Source organism: Candidatus Lokiarchaeum ossiferum (genome assembly GCA_025839675.1).
Classification (GTDB): Archaea; Asgardarchaeota; Lokiarchaeia; order Sigyniarchaeales; family Promethearchaeaceae; genus Lokiarchaeum; species Lokiarchaeum ossiferum.
The window spans coordinates 693,064-712,347 of the sequence record CP104013.1 but is presented as its reverse complement, the minus strand read 5'-3'; the positions used below and the strand labels follow the sequence as shown (position 1 = coordinate 712,347).

Annotated in this window: 17 protein-coding genes; 9 read left to right on the top strand and 8 right to left on the bottom strand. The window is 32.4% G+C overall.

Annotated features, from left to right (window positions below; translation table 11 throughout):
• Positions 1-259: 259 nt before the first annotated feature.
• Together NEF87_RS03030 and NEF87_RS03025 are read right to left on the bottom strand one after the other, a co-directional pair.
• On the bottom strand, positions 260-1,186 hold the full coding sequence (locus NEF87_RS03030) for an ADP-ribosylation factor-like protein (RefSeq protein WP_457918587.1): 927 nt from the start codon (positions 1,184-1,186) through the stop codon (positions 260-262).
• A 140-nt stretch (positions 1,187-1,326) separates the two neighbouring features.
• Positions 1,327-2,640, bottom strand: a complete 1,314-nt coding sequence (locus NEF87_RS03025) for a pyridoxal phosphate-dependent aminotransferase (protein WP_457918586.1) — start codon at positions 2,638-2,640, stop codon at positions 1,327-1,329.
• 305 nt (positions 2,641-2,945) lie between these two features.
• Between NEF87_RS03025 and NEF87_RS03020 the strand changes: the two genes are divergently transcribed.
• Positions 2,946-3,938 carry a hypothetical protein gene (locus NEF87_RS03020; protein ID WP_457918585.1) on the top strand — a complete coding sequence of 331 codons (993 nt, stop codon included), beginning with the start codon at positions 2,946-2,948 and terminating at the stop codon, positions 3,936-3,938.
• 22 nt (positions 3,939-3,960) lie between these two features.
• Positions 3,961-4,968, top strand: coding sequence for a protein kinase domain-containing protein (locus NEF87_RS03015; RefSeq protein WP_457918584.1), 1,008 nt, complete (start codon positions 3,961-3,963; stop codon positions 4,966-4,968).
• A 1-nt stretch (position 4,969) separates the two neighbouring features.
• On the opposite strand, the gene NEF87_RS03010 is transcribed toward NEF87_RS03015, so the two are convergent.
• From NEF87_RS03010 to NEF87_RS02995, 4 genes are all read right to left on the bottom strand, one after another.
• Entirely contained in the window at positions 4,970-6,166 is a 1,197-nt protein-coding gene (locus NEF87_RS03010) for a Cdc6/Cdc18 family protein (protein WP_371804912.1), read from the bottom strand.
• A gap of 223 nt (positions 6,167-6,389) precedes the next feature.
• Positions 6,390-6,590 (bottom strand): hypothetical protein, encoded by a 201-nt coding sequence (locus tag NEF87_RS03005; protein ID WP_371804911.1) that lies wholly within the window; start codon positions 6,588-6,590, stop codon positions 6,390-6,392.
• Between the two features lie 343 nt (positions 6,591-6,933).
• Complete coding sequence (locus NEF87_RS03000) at positions 6,934-7,761, bottom strand: hypothetical protein (protein ID WP_457918583.1); 828 nt, start codon at positions 7,759-7,761, stop codon at positions 6,934-6,936.
• 151 nt (positions 7,762-7,912) lie between these two features.
• Positions 7,913-8,500 (bottom strand): hypothetical protein, encoded by a 588-nt coding sequence (locus NEF87_RS02995; RefSeq protein ID WP_457918582.1) that lies wholly within the window; start codon positions 8,498-8,500, stop codon positions 7,913-7,915.
• A 145-nt stretch (positions 8,501-8,645) separates the two neighbouring features.
• Here NEF87_RS02995 and NEF87_RS02990 point away from each other — a divergent pair, with 145 nt between their 5' ends.
• The 3 genes from NEF87_RS02990 (at position 8,646) to NEF87_RS02980 (ending at position 11,194) form a co-directional block, all read left to right on the top strand.
• Entirely contained in the window at positions 8,646-9,245 is a 600-nt protein-coding gene (locus NEF87_RS02990; RefSeq protein ID WP_457918581.1) for an LOG family protein, read from the top strand.
• 114 nt (positions 9,246-9,359) lie between these two features.
• Positions 9,360-10,793, top strand: coding sequence for a CoA-binding protein (locus NEF87_RS02985; protein WP_457918580.1), 1,434 nt, complete (start codon positions 9,360-9,362; stop codon positions 10,791-10,793).
• 194 nt (positions 10,794-10,987) lie between these two features.
• Positions 10,988-11,194 carry a YgaP family membrane protein gene (locus tag NEF87_RS02980; protein ID WP_457918579.1) on the top strand — a complete coding sequence of 69 codons (207 nt, stop codon included), beginning with the start codon at positions 10,988-10,990 and terminating at the stop codon, positions 11,192-11,194.
• Positions 11,195-11,363: 169 nt separating this feature from the next.
• Here the strand turns inward: NEF87_RS02980 and NEF87_RS02975 are convergent, their stop codons facing one another.
• Both NEF87_RS02975 and NEF87_RS02970 read right to left on the bottom strand, forming a co-directional pair.
• A complete protein-coding gene (locus tag NEF87_RS02975) occupies positions 11,364-12,344 on the bottom strand; it encodes a hypothetical protein (RefSeq protein WP_457918578.1) in 981 nt (326 codons plus the stop codon).
• Positions 12,345-12,943: 599 nt separating this feature from the next.
• Positions 12,944-13,699, bottom strand: coding sequence for a hypothetical protein (locus NEF87_RS02970; protein WP_457918577.1), 756 nt, complete (start codon positions 13,697-13,699; stop codon positions 12,944-12,946).
• Between the two features lie 449 nt (positions 13,700-14,148).
• Between NEF87_RS02970 and NEF87_RS02965 the strand changes: the two genes are divergently transcribed.
• The 4 genes from NEF87_RS02965 to NEF87_RS02950 all read left to right on the top strand — a co-directional run bounded on the left by NEF87_RS02965 (position 14,149) and on the right by NEF87_RS02950 (position 19,267).
• Positions 14,149-15,486 (top strand): MDR family MFS transporter, encoded by a 1,338-nt coding sequence (locus NEF87_RS02965; RefSeq protein WP_457918576.1) that lies wholly within the window; start codon positions 14,149-14,151, stop codon positions 15,484-15,486.
• Positions 15,487-15,527: 41 nt separating this feature from the next.
• Complete coding sequence (locus NEF87_RS02960; RefSeq protein ID WP_457918575.1) at positions 15,528-16,850, top strand: MDR family MFS transporter; 1,323 nt, start codon at positions 15,528-15,530, stop codon at positions 16,848-16,850.
• A 147-nt stretch (positions 16,851-16,997) separates the two neighbouring features.
• Positions 16,998-18,305 carry an MDR family MFS transporter gene (locus tag NEF87_RS02955; protein WP_457918574.1) on the top strand — a complete coding sequence of 436 codons (1,308 nt, stop codon included), beginning with the start codon at positions 16,998-17,000 and terminating at the stop codon, positions 18,303-18,305.
• A gap of 455 nt (positions 18,306-18,760) precedes the next feature.
• Positions 18,761-19,267 (top strand): hypothetical protein, encoded by a 507-nt coding sequence (locus tag NEF87_RS02950; protein ID WP_457918573.1) that lies wholly within the window; start codon positions 18,761-18,763, stop codon positions 19,265-19,267.
• Positions 19,268-19,284 lie beyond the last annotated feature (17 nt).

Genomic DNA, 19,284 nt, shown 5'->3' with positions numbered 1-19,284 from the left:
AAAGAATAAAAAATGAATGATTTAAAAAGGGACACTATAGCTATTTTTTCTGAGATATATTTCGATAAGCAACTTGGTTTCAGCTTAAAATTTCTTTCTTTAAGATGATCTAAGAAAAAATTCTGCTGTTTTTAGTGTTTTCATTAATTTATCATATCAAGGGATCATACTACTTGTAATGCTATTCAAATTTTCATATCTCAAAATAGAGTCATTTTTTTAAATAATAATGCTACAAGTAAAAAAATTATAAAATTTGTTAATTTAACATCGGTTGATTTATGTTAATATTTGATAAAAGTGTCTTAATCGATTCTTTAAGGCTAAATAATCCATTTTCGAATTTCTTTGACATAGAAACTTTTGAACACCAAACTAAATAAATAGGATTAGGGATATTGCCTGTATTCAAATAGAATTTGGTGAAATGGTAAGTTTCTTGTCTAATTTCTTTTTCTAACTTAAAAACGACATCTAAAATTGTATCATACTTTTTTATAAACGCAAGTAATTCCTTTTTTACTTCTGAAGTAGGGGGTTTCTTTACTGAATAAGATCCCAATTCAATTTTTTTACTTGCATATAAATGAATGCTGCTCAAATTCCATTTATTTGCAAAAATCGTTAATGAATTTGATATTGGGTTTGTAAATCCTTCAAATTTAAAAATCATTTTTGATATGGAATCGATAATAGATAGAGGATTATTAATGGTAGTTTTCCGAAATTCGATTGGAATTGGAGACTTTCCTAACATTTTAACTATTTCGTGGAGCAAATTCTTCATGTAGTCACGAAAAGTTGTATCTTCAATGTTATCAAATTTATGAAATAAAATTCCAAAATGAAACTGGTGGTTGTTCTCAAAAAGTCTTTGAAAAATGTGCTTTAAATAATCTAATGACTCTTCATATCTTTCACTATCTAAAATATCAATCACGTACAATAATACATCTGTTTGTGAAAGGTTAATCTTAGAGGATTTTAGAAATTGTTCGCGATAATATTTTTGACCTCCGTAATCCCAGATCATTATTTTCGTATCCAACAACTCTAAATAATGACGTTCAATACCAGTAGTGGGCGATAAATTGCTTATATTTTCAAATTCTCTACTTAACACCCTTACTATTGATGTCTTCCCTGCATTATCTAAACCCATAAGTGCGATTTTTGGTTGGTTCATATATGAATGTATCCATAATTTTATTGAAATTGCTCAAATAATTAGAAAAAGTGCAATAGTAAATAGACCATATATTGGAAAAATTCCAAAAAGAATTCCTTAATATTCTAGGAAAAAAAGGAAATAAGAAAAAACGAAACCTAAGTACGTTGTGATTCAAATTGATTAAACAAATTTGCAAATAGTTCTGGGATTAAGCGCATTTTTTCTAATGTCTCTACGTAGGCTACGCGCATTTGTGTTTTCCCTGGATTTGGTTGTCCTTCTTTTACCTTATAAAATCCTGACATTGGGGCAACTAATAATGTATATTCTGTACCGTCAATCTCAACTTTTCCTGTTTTAGTACAATATTTCACAAAATCGGATGAATCAAATCCTGGTTTTGCAATATTTCGAACATCAATTACAGAATAAAGTGATGCATCTGGGCTGGAAATAATTCCACTTGGAACCCATTCATGAAATTCTTCTATTAAAGCTTGTCCAATTTCCTTGTAATATGTTCGCTGTTTTAAAAACCAAGCTTGTAAATCTTCCTTTGTTTCATGAGCTAAACCTCCCATTATATATTGAGCAATAGCTGGGGCGCAAAGATTGGCTGTTTGCTCAAAAACACATTTTTCATGGAATTCATAATTATCCGTAACTAATGCTCCAATGCGCAATCCGCATGCATTCCAAACCTTACTCGCAGTTTCTATGCTGATTCTTCTTCCTTCTATTCCTGGAACGTTATCATTTGTTAAACCCCAAATACTTGAAGTTTGAGTATCAACGTAATATAATTCCCGATATGCTTCATCGCTAATCATCCAAAGATTGTATTTCACACATAATTTACCAAGTTCTATCATAGTTTGGTGATCATAGAAGTGTCCAGTAGGATTATCATAAGGGATTACTACCAATGCACCAGGTTTTTCTGTTTCAATCATTTTTTCGATTTCCGAAATGTCGGGGAGTGCAAATTTCCCATTTTCTTGTAATTTTCTTGAGATGGAAACTGTAGCTCTTCCAGTTCGTTTTGCCATGGATAAGTAGTTTGTATAGGCTGCATCAATTAACATCAATGGCTTTTCCGAAGTTCCGGCTGCACCACATGTTCCAATTATTACAAGTTCCATAGCGTGGCTCCCACCATCTGTAATTTGAGAATACAAGTTGTCAACTTTGAAATTACTTGCTGCAATTATATTCAAAATTGCTTGATTTGTTTCTTTCATCCCTACCGTAGCAGTATATTTTAATACTCCTTTATTAAATGGGCTAGAATCATCTGCTAAATTCGACATTCTTTTGAATAATGCAGGATGCATAGGTAAACTTACATTTCCGATGGCAACATTAATGGCTTTCACGTTATCAGTCCTTTTTGCAAACTCAATCTGCGCGGCTCTGATATCTGAAGGCTTTCGGTCTATAAAATGGTCAGACATTATGGGTTTAGTCATGGAATCACAAATTACTTTTTGTGAAATAAGCATTTTTCGACGCTTTTTAATCTTTCTTATCTAGATCTCTTTTAATGGGATGATTTACCCATCTAATTTTGACTATTAAATTCAATAGATTGTAAATCCTTAAGGATATAAACAAAAATTGTCGGAGGTAAGAAATTTGAAAGAAATTTATGAAGAGTGGCAATTATACAATATTTTCAATATTTATTTAAATCAAAATAATTAAAGGATTAGGAAAACTATTTATTTTTTCACACCGATTTTTATTCAAGATTAAAGAGTTTGAGGAAGAAATTATGGAAGAATTAATTAAAATCAAAGAAGATGAAATTGCAAAACTCGCTAAAATGAAGGATGCATTGAGGGGACAAGTATTAAAGCAAAAAAAGGAAATAAATGCATTACAAGTAGAGCTTGATGAACTAAAGAACGCCTCTGTTTCATCTGATCAAACGGGGAAAATGGAAGCAAATACAACCATTGATATTCTTACCTCACAAAATATCGAAAAAGATCAAAAAATTGAAGAATTGTCTCAAAAAATTATCACGCTTCAAAAGGAACTTGAGAATTCTCAACAAAATGCTTCCAATCTGCAGGAATCTTCAAAAAGCTATGCAACAGATATCGAAGGAATGAAACTAACCTTAGCTGAAGAAAAACAAAAAAATAGTGATCTTCAAAAACAACTAAATGACTTAATTGAAAAAGAAAAAGCGGCCCCCTTATCCCCCGAAAAATTGATGGGTCAACTGAAAAATGGTATGTTTTCTTTGGGCAAACAGAATCATTCCATCGAAACTAAAATTGATCAGATAATTGAACAATTATCTTCTTCACAATCGATTTCCATGCAAACACTACCAGATAAAGATACTAGATCGAACACATCCACTACGAAATCTTCTTATATCTCCCCGGGATTAGCTCAGTCTCAAGAAAAAATTTCTTCTCGTCAATCACCACCTAAAGATGTTGTCTCCAGAAAACCATCGGATATTTTGAAATCACGCTCTGATACAAAAGAAAAATCCATTTCAACTTCAGATTCAAAACCAGAAAATTCAAAATCTCCAAAATCTACCATATCTTCATCTCAAGCCCCTACTCATGGAATTCAAACTATTGAATATCCATCTGATGGCGCAATTAAATGTCCGAAATGTGACAAACAAGAATTTGCTGAACAAGAAAATAAAAAGAAAGTTATCGCCTATTTTCCTGTAAAAAAATATGCAAAAAAATACTATTGCAAAGCTTGCCGCACTGAGTGGGATTACTCTGTCTGAGTAAACTAAATGGAGAATTTAAATGCCGATTACGATTGGGAAATCTATAGAAATTGATGGATTCACATTCAATGTAAAAAAAATTTTAGGAAAGGGAGGACTCTCCACCGTATTTCTCGCCGAATATGCCGAAACAGGTGAAGAAGTGGCAATAAAAGAATTTGTTTATCAGCAATATTATGATCCATATACAAAAAAAAATGATTGTGCTGAGTTCTTTGATAATGAAGTCTTAAATACTATTGCTCAAGCCAATTGCGGAAATCATTGTGTTAAAGTCTTGCACTATGAAAAGAAAGAAGATTTGCAAACTCCAGAATATTATGTGGTACTCTCTTTGATCAAAGGGATTACATTTTTGGATTTTTATCGCGAATTTATTCAGTCATCTCGAGGGTTGGAAAATCTTGATTTGTCCAGTATTGTTAGAAATATTTTCATTCCCTTAGCTAAACATTTAGATTATTGTCATTCCCATGAATTTATTGTCCACCGCGATTTTTCTCTGAATAACATAATCATCATTAAAGAAGAAGATGAAGATGACCTTCATGATTTTTGGCCCGTTTTAATCGATTGGGGAATATCAAAATATGTTGGAGAAGAATGGATTTTTCATACTCCCAAACCATACATGACTGATAAAATGCCTATGGATATTCCCATTACTCAAAAAGGAGCACCTCCAGAAATTAAATTTGGATATATGCCTACTGCCGCCTCAGATATTTATTATTTATCCCACTTAATGTATTTTGTTTTCACCGGCGGGATAATGCGAGAAGATTCTGAGATTTTAAATAACGATGATTATGTTTTAAGTCCAAAAAGCATAAATTGGTATATTCCGACTGAATATAATGAAGTTGTTAAGAAGATGTCTCAATATGAGCCCGCAGATCGACCAAAGGATATGAAAGTTGTAATAAAAATGTTAGAAGAATTAGTCCAGATCCAGCATGTACATTTCGATTTCGAATTCTTTATGGATCCAGATACAAATGAAATCACAGGAGAAAAAATTCAATAAACTAATCAGGGCGAGGGACTGATTTTTCAAAGTATTCGATCAATTTTTCAGCACTAATATCGGTTAATTTAATCTGCAATTGTCTTCCTTTCTTGTCTTTAGTTGGATTTAGATAATCTTTGTAGATCGCTTTCACATCTGCTAAATTTCGAATATATTTTCGAAAACTCATGGGAACATGAGCTTTAGTCTCTAATTCTTCACATAAAACCTGATAGTTTTCATATGCGGCCTCAACTTTGGTAAATGGATTTTGAGACATTTGTAAAGTGCGAGCAATTGCCCATAGTGTTAATTTTTCATGCATTTTCAATTGATCAACAATATCCCCTCGGAAAGTAGGATTTATATCATTTCGAGATTCCAATATCATATCCGAATCAATTTGGGATAATCTTTTTTCGTCTGCACGAATCCCACAAGCCCTCATTATATCTATGCCTGTGCGCATGTTCTTATTTTCGACTACAATATCAGCAATTAATTCTAAAACAAAATCTTCTATAATGCCCTCGCGAAAGGCCAAATTTTTCCGATATTTTAAAACCTTTTGGGCTTCTTCTTTTGCATAGGGTTCCATTGAAATTTTATCTTGCATTCGACTTGAAATTTTTTCATTATCAACTTTATACCAATCTGTTGGCCGGGATACGCATATTATACAAAATCGTGAATTACTTTCACCAAATCCTATGGATGCATTCAATAAAGCAAGAATATCTTCGGAAGAAAGGTTATGGGCTTCATCTAAAATGATAAGTAGCGATTCATTGCGTTTTTTTAATTCCTTTAGAATTTGTTGCATTATTTCGTTATCCGAATAACCATGTCCTGCGCTATAATGTAACCTCTCTGAAATATTTCGGAGAATGGAACTTTTCGTTCGATGTTGGAGACAGTCGTAATATTCTACCGTAATTTTTACTTCATGTTTTAAAGCAACTCGACGAAAATTCCTTCCAAAGTATCGAGCTGTTAAGGTTTTTCCGATGCCCCCTTTACCCAAAATCAGAGTATTTACAGAAAATTCTCCTTTTGCATCAATTATAGGACGATGAATTGCCAAAAGCCTTTTAATTTCATCATCTCGACAAAGAAGTTTCTGATCTTTTTCAGGAACCCATGCTTGGTTCAATGATTTTTGATTCTTGAACACAGATTCTGTTCTTAGTATGTTATCGAAGATATCCTCATCCATTCCTATCACATAATGCAAATTTTTCAAATAGAACTTATAAATATGTCATTGATTCGATTGTTCTGATCAATTTTCTTCTTAAGCTCTACATAAAATAACATTTAGGGTATATTTAATCTTATTTAATTAATTTCTTAAATACTATGGTTGGGGTTGATGGCACAGAAATAGATTAAAAAAAAGGATAAGTGCTTATGAATCATAATTGCATTTTCGGGAAGAATTAGTTTTTCGAACTTTCATACCAATTCAGATATTCGCGATTACGTTTTCTTGAGGTATCTTCTTCATCTCGGGCGCTATCTCGAATTTTATCCCATGCGCTATCGTATTGACTTCCAGTTAAACTCAATCCGCAAGTTTCACAAATTTTCCTTTTGGACTTAGATATCATTTCCCCACCACATTCTGGACATTTTGCCATGCATTTTCACCTAATCGTTAGAAATTATAATTCCAATCAATTGTTAGATAATTAAACAAAGTCTTTCTACCTAAAAAAAATTTCAGTTTTATCCTACTTTCATGCTTCAGGGGCTTTTCAAAGCTATCTTAAAAATTTGTGATATCTGAATATGATCTTATACTAAAATTGAAACTTCCTCTTATCTAAATATTACGTTATTCGATAAATATCTCAATATATCATTTAAATGATGAACAATGCAATATTTCGAATTCCATATTCTTTCAATATGCTCCTAATGTCATTGAAAAATTATTGAAAAAAATTGGTACAACTCACAATTTGAAACAAAAGAAGGCCACTATTCGTTCGTTGTATTATTTTGGGATTCTTCCCAAGCAATATATGCTTTAGTTTCTGCATTTTTCCATATTGCCTTTTTACCTGTTTCCGCATTAAATTTATCATATAGGGCTTGTTTATCATTCTTTTCTGATGAATTTTTCTGGACTTTTTTTTTTATCTCTTGTTCTTTTTTTGGTTTTTTGTCAACTGGTTTCTTCTTCTTTTCTTTAGGTTGCTCTTGTTCTGCTTTTACCAGTTTCTCTTTTGTTACTACTTTTTTTTCTTTCTTGAGTTTTGGTTCTTTTGGAGGTTTAGAGGCACCTTGGATTGTGTCCGTTAACCAATGATATGGGGTCGGACCAAGAAATATAACTAAAACAATCGGGATTACTGTGATCAACCCTCCAAATCCAAGCAAAAGTATATCAATTGATAGAGATAGGATTAACAGCTTAGGTAATCTAAGATTTCCCAAAACCCAGACATCATTGACTAAATAATACCATTGTTCTTCTTTGTACTTTTCTGAGTAGGGCTTCAGGAAGTATAGTGATAATCCGAAGGCGAGACCCCAGAAAATGAAACTCCAAAGAGAATTTCTCGTGAAGATTCGGATAAATCCAATAATTAAAAACGTAAAAGCAAATATGCTTGTAAAAAACCAAGAATATGTGCCAATCCATTTTATTGATGGTTTGATTTTTTTCCACAGATTAAGTCGTTTCTCACTAATGTAGGAGATATCGGTTTTAGATTTACCGCTATTATATCCACATTTTTTGCAATTTTCTGCATTAATAATGGGTTCTCCGCATTCGGGGCAGAATTGAATTGTTTGACTCATGTTTACTCATTTTAATTTGTATTTTATTTGTAAATAGAATATTTAATTTTAATGTCACATGTGTCTTTTTATCTTAAAGAAGTAAGTATTTGATAAAAACCCATAAATTAGAATTAAAAAAAAAAAATCTCTCCATTATCTGATAGAGGGATTAATTATTTTTTTTAGTTACGGACCATTGCGTTGGAACCGGTCCGATAAATGTAATAGCGATTACGGGAAGCAAAATAATCCATCCTCCCCACCAATTTAACAAAGGTACTAAAATTAAACCGATTACCAACATTTTTGGAATCCGAAAGCTACCAATAATCCACACATTATTTACGATGTAGTACCAATCACGAGCTTTAACTCTTTCTGCGAATTTTTTTCCATATTGAACACTCAAAAATAATGCAAAACCCGAAAATAACAAGTCTATCAGAAAATTTGCCGAAAAACTCGCAATTACTCCAATAAATGATAGTATAAGGAATAACAATGAGATTGCTGCTGAAAAGATCCATCCATATGTTCCCAAAATAACTACAACTTTTTCAATTGGATTCCACAGATGTCTATGCGGATTTATATGGGTTTGGTTTGTGATTGATTCGTTCTCTTTCTTTTCAGCTGGAGACGAAAGATTTTCTTGCGTTTCTACTTGTAGATTGATATTATGACCGCAATTTTCGCAGACATCATTAATACCAAGTGGTCTTCCACATTCTGGACAAAATTGACTTCTATTTGACATATATTTCCCCAAATCTAATACTTAGATTTAACTTAATCCGTAAAAGGAAATTTCCTATAAAAATATTCATGTTTTTTAATCCCACGATATCCACCATTTAGAGATAAACCCAAATTTTCTAATAAAATCAAAATCTATTTTGTTTATGGAAAAATGGATAGCTGTTTATTGCTCTTCCAGTGATGCCCTATCACAATTTTACTATTCTCTCTCGCAAGATATTGGTATTAAAATGGTTGAAAATGATTATAATCTTGTATATGGCGGTGGAAAAGTCGGTATGATGGCGAAAGTGGCTCAAACTGTGAAAAATCATGGGGGAAAGGTTATTGGAGTAATTCCAAAATCTATTCATGAAAATGTTCCTGCTTTTGATGAATTAGACCAGTTATTTGTAACTGATGATATGCATTCTCGTAAAGCGAAGATGGAAAGTTTAGCTGATGCTTTTCTAATTCTTCCTGGGGGTTTTGGAACATTAGAAGAGCTTTTAGAAGTGATTACCTTGAAACAATTAAATTATCATTCCAAACCAATCATTATTTTTAATTTAGATAATTTCTACGGACCAATGCTTGCTCAATTTCAATCTATTATGGAAAAAAACTTTGCAAAACCGAGTTATCGTGAGCTATTTCATATTGTTAGCTCTGTTTCGGAGATTTTTACCTATCTTGAAGATTATTCACCTCCAAAACAAGTTTCTAAATGGTTTGACACCAAAAATGGATTTTTTACATCTTAATTTTTTCAAATGGTTCCTTTTTTCTTCCTTATCATATTAAATGCGATGAAATGGATGGGATAGAAATCCCTCTCCAAGAAACTTTATAAATTGCCAACAAAAAGCTAGATCATAATGACCGATCAAAATAAATCAACCGACTTGGATGTTTTTTTCCATTCAAGATCTGTTGCTGTTTTTGGAGCATCAACCAATCCAAATAAAAGCGGCTATAAACTTGTTCAAAATTTAATTGATCATAACTACAAGGGAAAAATCTACCCAATCAACCCTAAAGGGGGAGAAATTCTTGGACGTAAATTATATACTTCTTTAACGGAAGTAGAAGGTTCTGTAGAATTGGCGATATTGTATATTCCCAGTTCGAAGGCAATTCAAGTGCTAAAAGATTGCATTCAAAAAGGGGTAAAAGGAGCAATCATTGAGGCTGCTGGATTCGGTGAAGTTGGAGAAGAAGGGAAAAAACTCAAAGAACAAATCATAGCTCTGACTGAAAATTTTACAAAGATTCGTGTTTTAGGGCCGAACTGTACTGGTATCACATTCGTTGAAAAAGATGGTGAAGGCTTCTTTTCTTCTTTTATACCCATGGGTAAAACAAAAGCTGGTTCATTGGCAATTGTGTCTCAATCAGGGTTCATTAATGGTGCATATTATCCCGATTTTACAAGCCGAAATCCAAACTTGGGTGTTCGCTATGTCATAACTATTGGCAATAAGATGGATTTGGATGAAAATGATATTTTAGAGTATTTAATTCATGATAAAGATCTCTCCACGATCGGTATGTATATTGAATCCTTCCGAGATGTAAGGCGTTTTATTAAACTTTGTAATGAAGCGTATAAAAACTATGGAAAAAGAATTGTTCTGTTACGAAGTGGATTATCATCCATTGGATCAAATGCAACAACTTCTCATACCGGGGCTTTAGCGGAAAAGTCCGAGTTGATAAAAGCGGTTATTGCGCAAAGCCACTGTATCCAAGCGGATGATTTTTGGGATTTGTTTAATATCACACGTACATTATCATTCATGAAGGATACCAATATCAAACCAATCTATGATGCATCTGCATGTGTTGTGACTATTTCTGGGGCAGCGGGAGCAATTATGGCAGATTGGAGCGAAAAATATGGAGTAAAAATTCCACTTTTAGATGATGAAACCTACTCAAACCTCGCCAAATTATATCCTCCTTGGATGGCCCCTAATAAGTATGCTCTTATTGATTATTGGCCTGCCGTTGAAAATGCTAAAGGAGATTATCAACGAATCTTATTAGATTGCATTGATATTGGTTTATCAAGTCCTCGCATAAATGCTGCGTTTGTTGCAGCATATCATAATGCAACTGCATGGAAAGTCGATTGGAATCTTTTGAAAGAAATCATGGCTCGACACCAAAAACCTATATTCATTTGGTTATTTGGTGAATATCATGAATTAATTGAAGCAGAAAAGATTTTTCAAGAAATTAAAATCCCGATTTACCATTCTGAACGTGAAATTGTTCAAACCTTCAAAAAAATCGTTCAACTTAAATAAATCTCTCTCTTCTTCTTTTTCCTCTCTTTTTTAGACATCCTATCAATTTACCTCTAACGGAAGGCTAACAAAAATAATTGAAATACCTCTTTTGTGTTATATTTGAAATGTTTTTTTCATTAAAAGAAAACAAATTTTAAGCGAGGATTCTATATGTAATCGCTTCATTAAGTCTATATAATAAGTGATCTATCATGAAAAAAAACATGGGAAAAACTGACAGACTAATTCGATTAGTTCTTGGTTTGATTTTGCTTGTAGTTGCAGTGATTATAGGTATTAGTAATCTAAATTGGTTACCTATCGTACTGGGAATCTTTGGATTAATTATGTTAGTAACATCTGCAATTGGGTTTTGTCCTTTATATTGTCCGCTCAAAATCTCAACAAAAAGTGAATAATATCTTAATATGAAAGGATTTTTTTTTATTCAATCTCGTTTAGGTAAAAACGTTCATAGTATTTCGATTTATTATTATCGCTAAAAACCCTGTCCCATCTAATGAAATAGGAAAAAAAAAAGACTTCTTTTTACTTTGTGTTAACGACCCGTCTACCAAGTTAATACTATTATTTTTTGTTTCGCTTCATTCTTCTTTGCGCCAAACTTTTTCGAGCAAGTTTTTGTTTTTCTGCTGAAGTTAAATGTTCCTCAACTGGAATTTGTTCTTTTTCCTTAGTCCCGATAGTTTTATTTTCGTTTTCCTGTTCTTCAGTATCCTTCACAGTAGTCAAGATCGGCCCAAATAACCCCATTTTTTTTGTGACTACTTTCTTTTTCTCACTGATTTTTGCTTCTGGTTTCTTTTTTTCGTTGATTTTTGCTTCTGGGCTCTTTTTAGCATCTTCAACTTCTTTGGATTCTTTGACGTCTTCGCCAATTTCTTCCGATTTTTTTATATCTGGAATTTTCTCAACATTTTTTTCGGTTTTTTCAATTGGAGGTTCCTTTTCTAAAATAGATTCTGTTTCATCTGAAGCAATTTTTTCTGGGATTCCTTCTGTTCCTTTATATTTTTCTTGTAAAATTTCTGCAAGTTTATCCTCTAACATCAAAAGAAGTCCATCTTCCTTCATATCGTAGGAGCAAATTATGGCACAGTATGCTTCTTCCGTATCGTTTTGAATTATACTTGCAACTGGATAATCCAAATTATTAAAAGAATATAACACGTTTTGAGTAATCCACTTTTTCAGTGATAACCCTGCATCTTGACGCTTTAGAAGGTATAATAATTTTTCCCGAGGTAACTCATATTCCTTCCTATTTTGTGTAAAAAAATTAACCATCTTCTTGAACATTTTGTCTTCAAAATTTGGTAGGTTTTTTTTTTGGACACATGTATTAAAAAATTTGTTTACATCTTTGATTTTTAACTTGTTCTTCACACTTTCTTGTGTTTTAGGATGTAAAATAAAAGTTATTTCCGCTGTATTATCTTTCTCTCCACTAATGTGAGAATATACTGGAAAAACTTCTGTTTTTGTGTATTTGTTCTCCAGTGTTTCAATTAATTGACTTAAATTTTCTTGTAACCTCAAAAATACCATCTTTTATCCCTCAGATAATTTTGTTTATACAGTTTTGAATGTAGTTTCAATTTAAAAGGTTTGTATCTACAGTTTCATATTAAATCCGAATTGAATCATTTTGAACCAATAAAGAAGATATTTATTCGTTTAACATCACATAATGAGTATTAGGATATAAAATTCTGATTATAGTCCTACTTACCTTGATATAATCATTTTGATAAAAATATTAACTTTTTTTTATTATTATTTCCAATATAATTGGATAAGTACATTTAATCAATATATAAGATAGAAGTGAATTAATATGAATTCCGAAGACACAAAAGATATAAATCAAAATAAAGTATATCCATGTTCAGGATGCTCGATGCGTTCACATCTTCCGATATGTAAAGAGAAATGTATTTTTTCTTTAACGAATTCTGTTCAAATTTAAACATAATTGTCTTGAATCTTCCTATTTCGATGAAACACCTTCTAATTTCTTAATTCTGGATTATTTTTTGATTATCTGAGAGCTAATTTTTTAAATAGGTCTCAAATTCTACTAAAGAAGTAAAAGGCTAACAAAAAATGAATAGAAAAATAGAAATCAAAAAAATTAATCAAAAAAATTAATTCACTATCTCAATATTTTTTGTTTCTAAATCAGCATCCTTTGATTCTTTTACTTTTTTCTTTAAACTTGGTTGAATGAACCCAAAGAAGTAAAATCCGGCTCCAATAACCAAAATACACCAGATTATTGCGTTATATAATATTGAATTGATTGCAGCGGCGGATCTCACTAACATTCCAACAAAGAAAAGCATTGATGAAATTGATCCATAAACAATTGAACGATATTGACCTCTCATTTCGGTCAAATTTTTTAGATCTTTACCGAAAATGCGGATAATGGAAGAATATACTCCTATACTGTAGATTGTCAACAAGAGGAATGATATGTATTTGATCTGAAATCCTTTTGAAGTCGGATCCATCCAATTATTAATAGGTAAGCTTGAAAAGACCAGAAATGCTAGCCCAATTATTCCTACTGTGAGAACTTTTTTCTTGTTTATGGAAGCAAGTTTTGAACAGAATAAATATAAACAAAACCCTCCACAAATCATGCATATATTCATTACAAACATACTTGCCATGAAACTTGGACTTTTATCATCCATTTCCAAAGAAGTAACTATCCCTACATACGTGACTGCAAGAGTAATTACGTAAGTAAGGTTTGATAACGCAAAATACAGCGCCATAATTTTTCTGCGTTGTATATATTTTGCTAAGGGAATGATTGTATAAAATAAAAAAATAATGGATAAAACTAAGGTAAAATATTCCATAAAGCTATAGTACACTGGATCAAAAGCCATGCTATTAATTTGTGTATGATGAATATAAATTATGCCACGGAACAACTAAAATATTGTCGTTTAATGAGCCATTTTGTAGAAAAAAAAGTGATTTTTGTCATACATTTTTCTTTTCCAGTTAAGCTAAAATTCATTCTTCTTTAATGTTGAAGTACTTGAGAAATGAATATTTGGTTAAAAAAAATGAACAATATTCAGAGAGGTTTAAAAAACCTAACTGAAATTTGAATTTTTTCCTTGGCAAATACTGGACTCCTTTTACTTTATATTGTGTTAAAAAAAGACATAAATAATACACACTGAATTACACATGTTTAAATATTATACACACCCTAATTATATCATAAACTAAAATTTATTGAATTGTCAGAAGTTATTACTTCAAATCTCTTCTATTTCGTAAATCAATTACTCTATTGTCAAAACAGTGGATTTTGGGAAAAAATGATATGGTAGAATTAAATATGTTTACAAAAATGAAACAAACTTTTCAAGAATTTCCGGAAACATTTTGGGTTATCACATTCTCCAGTTTTATTGATCAAATTGGAGGTTTTATGATGATGCCATTTATCGCCATTTATATGACTCAAGCATTTGGAATTAGTATGGTGGAAGTTGGTCTTGTTTTTATCATTGTTGGAGTTGGGAATATGCTTGGAGGGATGATTGGAGGGGCTTTAACTGATAAAATTGGAAGGAAGATTTGTGCACTATTTGGATTGCTAATTAGCGGACTCTTTTCAATAGGATTCATTTTTATCCATACGGTGACAGCACTCTACATTCTTGTCGGTATGATGGGTCTTTTAGGGGCAATCGGTGGACCTGCTAGGCAGGCAATGCTTGCAGATATTCTTCCTAAAGAACAAAGGGCTGAGGGTTTTGCAATATTACGTGTCATTGTTAATCTTTCTGCCACGATTGGTCCTGCTTTAGGTGGATTGCTCGCGGCAACGAACTTTAAATTCATATTTTTAGCAGATGCAATCACATCATTCATAACCGCAGTAATCTTTGTGTTTAAAGTTCCTGAAACTAAAAGGAATTCGGATGAACAGAATGTTGAGACCTCTGAAAATCAATCTTCAGTCCCTCCAGAAAAAAAATCGGATAGGGGTTATAAAGAAGTATTCATGGACTGGCGGTTTATGATTTTTGTTTTTATTTCTGCTATTATGAGCTTAGTCTATATGCAAATGATTTCTACTCTCCCCGTATTTCTTACTGCAGAATTGGGATTTAACCTCAATATATATGGGTTGCTGATTTCCATGAATGCTTTTATGGTTGTTGTGATGCAATTTTGGTTAACTCACAAAATCAAAGGATTTCAAGCGCTAATTATGATGGCTGCGGGTAATATTTTATATGGAATTGGTTTCGGGATGTATGGCTTTATTGGGACCATTCCTCTTGCTTTCTTGGCAATGGTAATTATAACAATTGGTGAGATGGTTGTTGCCCCCTATTCTCAATCAATTGCTGCAAATCTCGCGCCTGAAGATAAACGTGGGAGGTATATGGCAGTTCATGGCTGGTCGAGTATCTTCCCTATGTTGTTTGGGATAGTAGGTTCTGGTGCAATTATGGATAATATGGATAGTAAGATTTTATGGTATCTATCGGGTATTTTATCCATTATTGCAGCAATAGGATATCTCTTCCTTTATATTACCTCCAAAAAATATTTCAGTCAGTCAAATCAAGAACAAACTTCTACAGAAGAAAATAGTAGAGAAATACCTATCGAATCACCTATCAATACTGATGTTTTGGCTAATTGATGGTTCTATTAGTTTTTTTTTTCTTTTTCAAATAAAATAATATGAAGGATAATAATATGTTTACAAAAATGAAACAAACATACCACGAGTTCCCTGAAACCTTCTGGGTGATTACATTCTCCAGTTTTATTGACAATATTGGAAGTTTTATGATTGGACCTTTCATTTACATCTATATGAGTCAAGTTTTTGGGTTATCTATGATGGAAGTTGGATTAATTTATATAATTGTCGGAATCGGGAACATGATTGGAGGGATGATTGGTGGATCTCTTACCGATAAATTGGGACGAAAAAAATGTGCACTATTTGGCTTGTTGGTCAGTGGCGGTTTTAGTTTAACTTTTGTATTTGTATCTAATGTTAATACGATCTACATTCTCGTTGGAATAATGGGGCTGCTAGGTTCAATAGGTGGGCCTGCTCGACAAGCTATGCTTGCAGATGTCTTGACTGTTGAAAAACGACCTGAAGGATTTAGTATTTTGCGAATTGTGGCAAATTTATCAGCTACAATTGGGCCTGCATTAGGGGGATTGCTCTCATCTTTTGATTTTAAATGGCTCTTTATTGGCGATGCTATCTCGAGTTTCATTACTGCAATCATCTTCGTAATCAAAGTTCCTGAAACCCATCCTGCAAAGATGGAAGTAAATGAAGTTATGCCAGAAGTAACCACAAACGAAATGATTACAGAAAAGAAAAAAACTGGTTATGGAATAGTTTTCAAAAATTGGAGATTTTTGATCTTTGTTTGTGTTTCAGCTTTAATGGGTCTAACTTACATGCAAATGAATTCTACCCTTTCTGTTTTTCTTATTGAAGATTTATCATTTACAAATCAGCAATATGGTCTGCTCATTTCAATGAATGCTCTTATGGTAGTTATGATCCAATTTTGGTTAACTAAGAGAATAAAAATGTTTCCCGCTCTTATAATGATGGCAGTAGGAAATATACTCTATGGAATTGGATTTGGTATGTATGGTTTTATTGGAACCATCCCCTTAGCTTTTGGTGCTATGGTGATAATAACCATTGGAGAAATGGTTGTTGCGCCTTTCAATCAAACAATGGTTGCCAATTTTGCACCTGAAGATCAACGAGGGAGATATAATGCTGTTTATATGTTTGTAGGGATGATTCCATTGTTATTAGGGCCAATTGGTGCAGGGGCAATTATGGATAATCTGGATCGTAAGATATTGTGGTATATTGCCGGACTACTGACATTTATTGCTGCCTTTGGTTACGTTGTTTTGCACTTCGTCACGAAAGATCATTTTAAGCAAATGAAAAATGATCAAAAATCACTTGATGACTTGAATAGTGAATCTTTAACCGAAACTGATGTTTTAGCTTAAAATTTTTTTTTTTCCCTTCACATTTAAAGAGAAATATGATTGCATGGTTGCAAGTTCTTAAGTTGAAGTTAACCACAGGAAAATTACCCATACAAAAAAAACTTAAACTAAATTTAATGCTCAATATAGTTAGGAGATAATATGTTTATGACTTCAAAATTAAAAGAAACCTACCAACGGTTTCCCCAATCTTTTTGGATTATAACTCTGGCCAGTTTTATAGATAGTATTGGGACTTTCATGATATTGCCTTTCATTTACATTTTCATGAGTTGGAATTTTGGCTTATCGATGGTAGAAGTCGGTTTTGTTTATATTATTTTGGGAATTGGAAACATTCTTGGGGGCATTGTCGGTGGATCTCTTAGTGATAAAGTTGGACGAAAGAAATGTGCCCTTTTCGGATTATTGGTAAGTGGTATGTACAGTTTAACATTTGTTTTCCTTTCTAGTGCTAAACTTGTTTATTTACTGGTGGGAATAATGGGATTTTTGGGGTCAATTGGAAAACCTGCCCGTCAAGCAATGTTTGCAGATATTTTAACGGTAGAAAAACGACCTGAAGGATTTAGTATCTTGCGTATTGTTGCCAATTTAGCTGCCACAATAGGACCTGCATTGGGTGGGTTGTTATCTTCCTACAACTTCAAATGGTTATTTATAGGGGATGCTATAACAAGTTTTATTACGGCAATAATATTTGTGATAAAAATTCCCGAGACTCATCCGATCAAGAAAGAAATTCGTAAAATCTCATCAAAAGTTCCTTCCGTTGCAGATGAAAAAAACCGATCGAAATCTGGACATGGTAGAGTTTTCAAAAATTGGCGTTATCTACTTTTCATCATTGTGTCTGCTTTAGTGAGTTTAACTTACATGCAAGTTACCTCAACTCTTTCTATATTTCTTCTTGAAAATCTTAGTTTTTCAGAACAGCAATTTGGATTATTAATTTCCATGAATGCACTCATTGTAGTGGTGATCCAATTTTGGTTAACGAAAAAAATTAAGATGTTTCCAGCCTTAATTATGATGGCGGTCGGTAGTGCTTTATATGGGATTGGCTTTGGGATGTACGGCTTTATAACAACTATCCCACTTGCTTTTATCGCCATGATTGTTATTACCGTGGGGGAGATGATTGCTGAACCTTTCAATCAAACTGTTACTGCAAATTTTGCCCCAGAAAATGAACGGGGAAGATATAATGCCGTATATATGGTTCTAGAGATGGTTGTTATGCTAATTGGGCCAATAGGTGCGGGTTATATTATGGATTCTCTGGATCGAAGAATTTTGTGGTATCTTGGAGCAAGCTTGACTTTTATTGCTGCCTTTGGCTACATTATTCTTTATTTTGTGACGAAAGATTACTTTGTACAAATGAAGAATGATCAAAAATCAAATGATGACTTGAATTGTGAATCTATAGCCGAAACTGATGTTTTAGCTTAAATGTTGATTTTTCATATTTTTTTTTTCTGAATATTTTATCAGACCTCTATAGATTATTTTGATACTGGTAACAACCATTATCTATGAGTGCTATCCGAAATAAAGATCATTCCCATAATGAGTCTATATTCTGTAATCAAAAGGGCTGGGATGGCGACTTAATAAGAAAAAATGATTTGATGGTAAAATGAATGATAATAAAAATGAAATAACATCATCAAGTAATTCCCGATACGTCTTGGATATTCCAAATACTAAGAGATCGCGCATCTATTACGGGATATTTTAGAAATTGGATGTCATATATAGTATATCTAAACTAAAAACTAAAATAGCTTGATGATGTGTCTCTGAAGGAAATAAAGATTTAAATAGGATGATTAACAATGGTTACATGTTATACATGCAAACATGTAATCACACTTACATGAAATCAAATAAAATGGTGAAACAAAATGTCAGATGAAAACTCAAATGAAAATTTTCGAGAACCCTTTGCTACAGATGATTTTTTCAACGAAGAAAACTTGAAATCTATCTCTATACGAGGGGTTAATGCGGATGTCTATGAGCAATTTGTAAATAAGACAAAAAAATTAGATATGAATGTTGGAATTGCAATCACTAAATTAATGCAAGATGTAGTTTACTCATTTGATGAAGATTTTCCAGAAATTTCCGCTGGAACCTTGAGATCTGTGAATAAAATGCCTCTTTCCATAGTTGGTCATGTGGATCTAACTATTTCAAAAGAAGATCTTGAAGAACCCGAAAACCAAATCAGTTTTGTCGGTATTCAAAATCTTACTTTTACTCCCAATGTCGATAAAGAAACCTTTCAAAAATGTATCAACAAAATAGTAGGTTGTCATGGTGTAAGAATTCCAAATATTCTCCCTAAATTAGTTTTACTTTCCACACTTGTAGATTGTAAAAACATAGAATTCTATGATGTAGACTAACAAAACGATTAATCTCA

What these genes read in the sequence shown, in the direction of transcription:
- NEF87_RS02995 (WP_457918582.1), bottom strand. Translation starts at nt 8,500, where the DNA reads ATGTCAAATAGAAGTCAATTTTGTCCAGAATGTGGAAGACCACTTGGT.
- NEF87_RS03000 (WP_457918583.1), bottom strand. Translation starts at nt 7,761, where the DNA reads ATGAGTCAAACAATTCAATTCTGCCCCGAATGCGGAGAACCCATTATT.
- NEF87_RS02980 (WP_457918579.1), top strand. Translation starts at nt 10,988, where the DNA reads ATGAAAAAAAACATGGGAAAAACTGACAGACTAATTCGATTAGTTCTT.
- NEF87_RS02965 (WP_457918576.1), top strand. Translation starts at nt 14,149, where the DNA reads ATGGTAGAATTAAATATGTTTACAAAAATGAAACAAACTTTTCAAGAA.
- NEF87_RS02950 (WP_457918573.1), top strand. Translation starts at nt 18,761, where the DNA reads ATGTCAGATGAAAACTCAAATGAAAATTTTCGAGAACCCTTTGCTACA.
- NEF87_RS03025 (WP_457918586.1), bottom strand. Translation starts at nt 2,640, where the DNA reads ATGACTAAACCCATAATGTCTGACCATTTTATAGACCGAAAGCCTTCA.
- NEF87_RS02975 (WP_457918578.1), bottom strand. Translation starts at nt 12,344, where the DNA reads ATGGTATTTTTGAGGTTACAAGAAAATTTAAGTCAATTAATTGAAACA.
- NEF87_RS02955 (WP_457918574.1), top strand. Translation starts at nt 16,998, where the DNA reads ATGACTTCAAAATTAAAAGAAACCTACCAACGGTTTCCCCAATCTTTT.
- NEF87_RS02985 (WP_457918580.1), top strand. Translation starts at nt 9,360, where the DNA reads ATGACCGATCAAAATAAATCAACCGACTTGGATGTTTTTTTCCATTCA.
- NEF87_RS02990 (WP_457918581.1), top strand. Translation starts at nt 8,646, where the DNA reads ATGGAAAAATGGATAGCTGTTTATTGCTCTTCCAGTGATGCCCTATCA.
- NEF87_RS03010 (WP_371804912.1), bottom strand. Translation starts at nt 6,166, where the DNA reads ATGGATGAGGATATCTTCGATAACATACTAAGAACAGAATCTGTGTTC.
- NEF87_RS03020 (WP_457918585.1), top strand. Translation starts at nt 2,946, where the DNA reads ATGGAAGAATTAATTAAAATCAAAGAAGATGAAATTGCAAAACTCGCT.
- NEF87_RS03030 (WP_457918587.1), bottom strand. Translation starts at nt 1,186, where the DNA reads ATGAACCAACCAAAAATCGCACTTATGGGTTTAGATAATGCAGGGAAG.
- NEF87_RS02970 (WP_457918577.1), bottom strand. Translation starts at nt 13,699, where the DNA reads ATGGCTTTTGATCCAGTGTACTATAGCTTTATGGAATATTTTACCTTA.
- NEF87_RS03005 (WP_371804911.1), bottom strand. Translation starts at nt 6,590, where the DNA reads ATGGCAAAATGTCCAGAATGTGGTGGGGAAATGATATCTAAGTCCAAA.
- NEF87_RS02960 (WP_457918575.1), top strand. Translation starts at nt 15,528, where the DNA reads ATGAAGGATAATAATATGTTTACAAAAATGAAACAAACATACCACGAG.
- NEF87_RS03015 (WP_457918584.1), top strand. Translation starts at nt 3,961, where the DNA reads ATGCCGATTACGATTGGGAAATCTATAGAAATTGATGGATTCACATTC.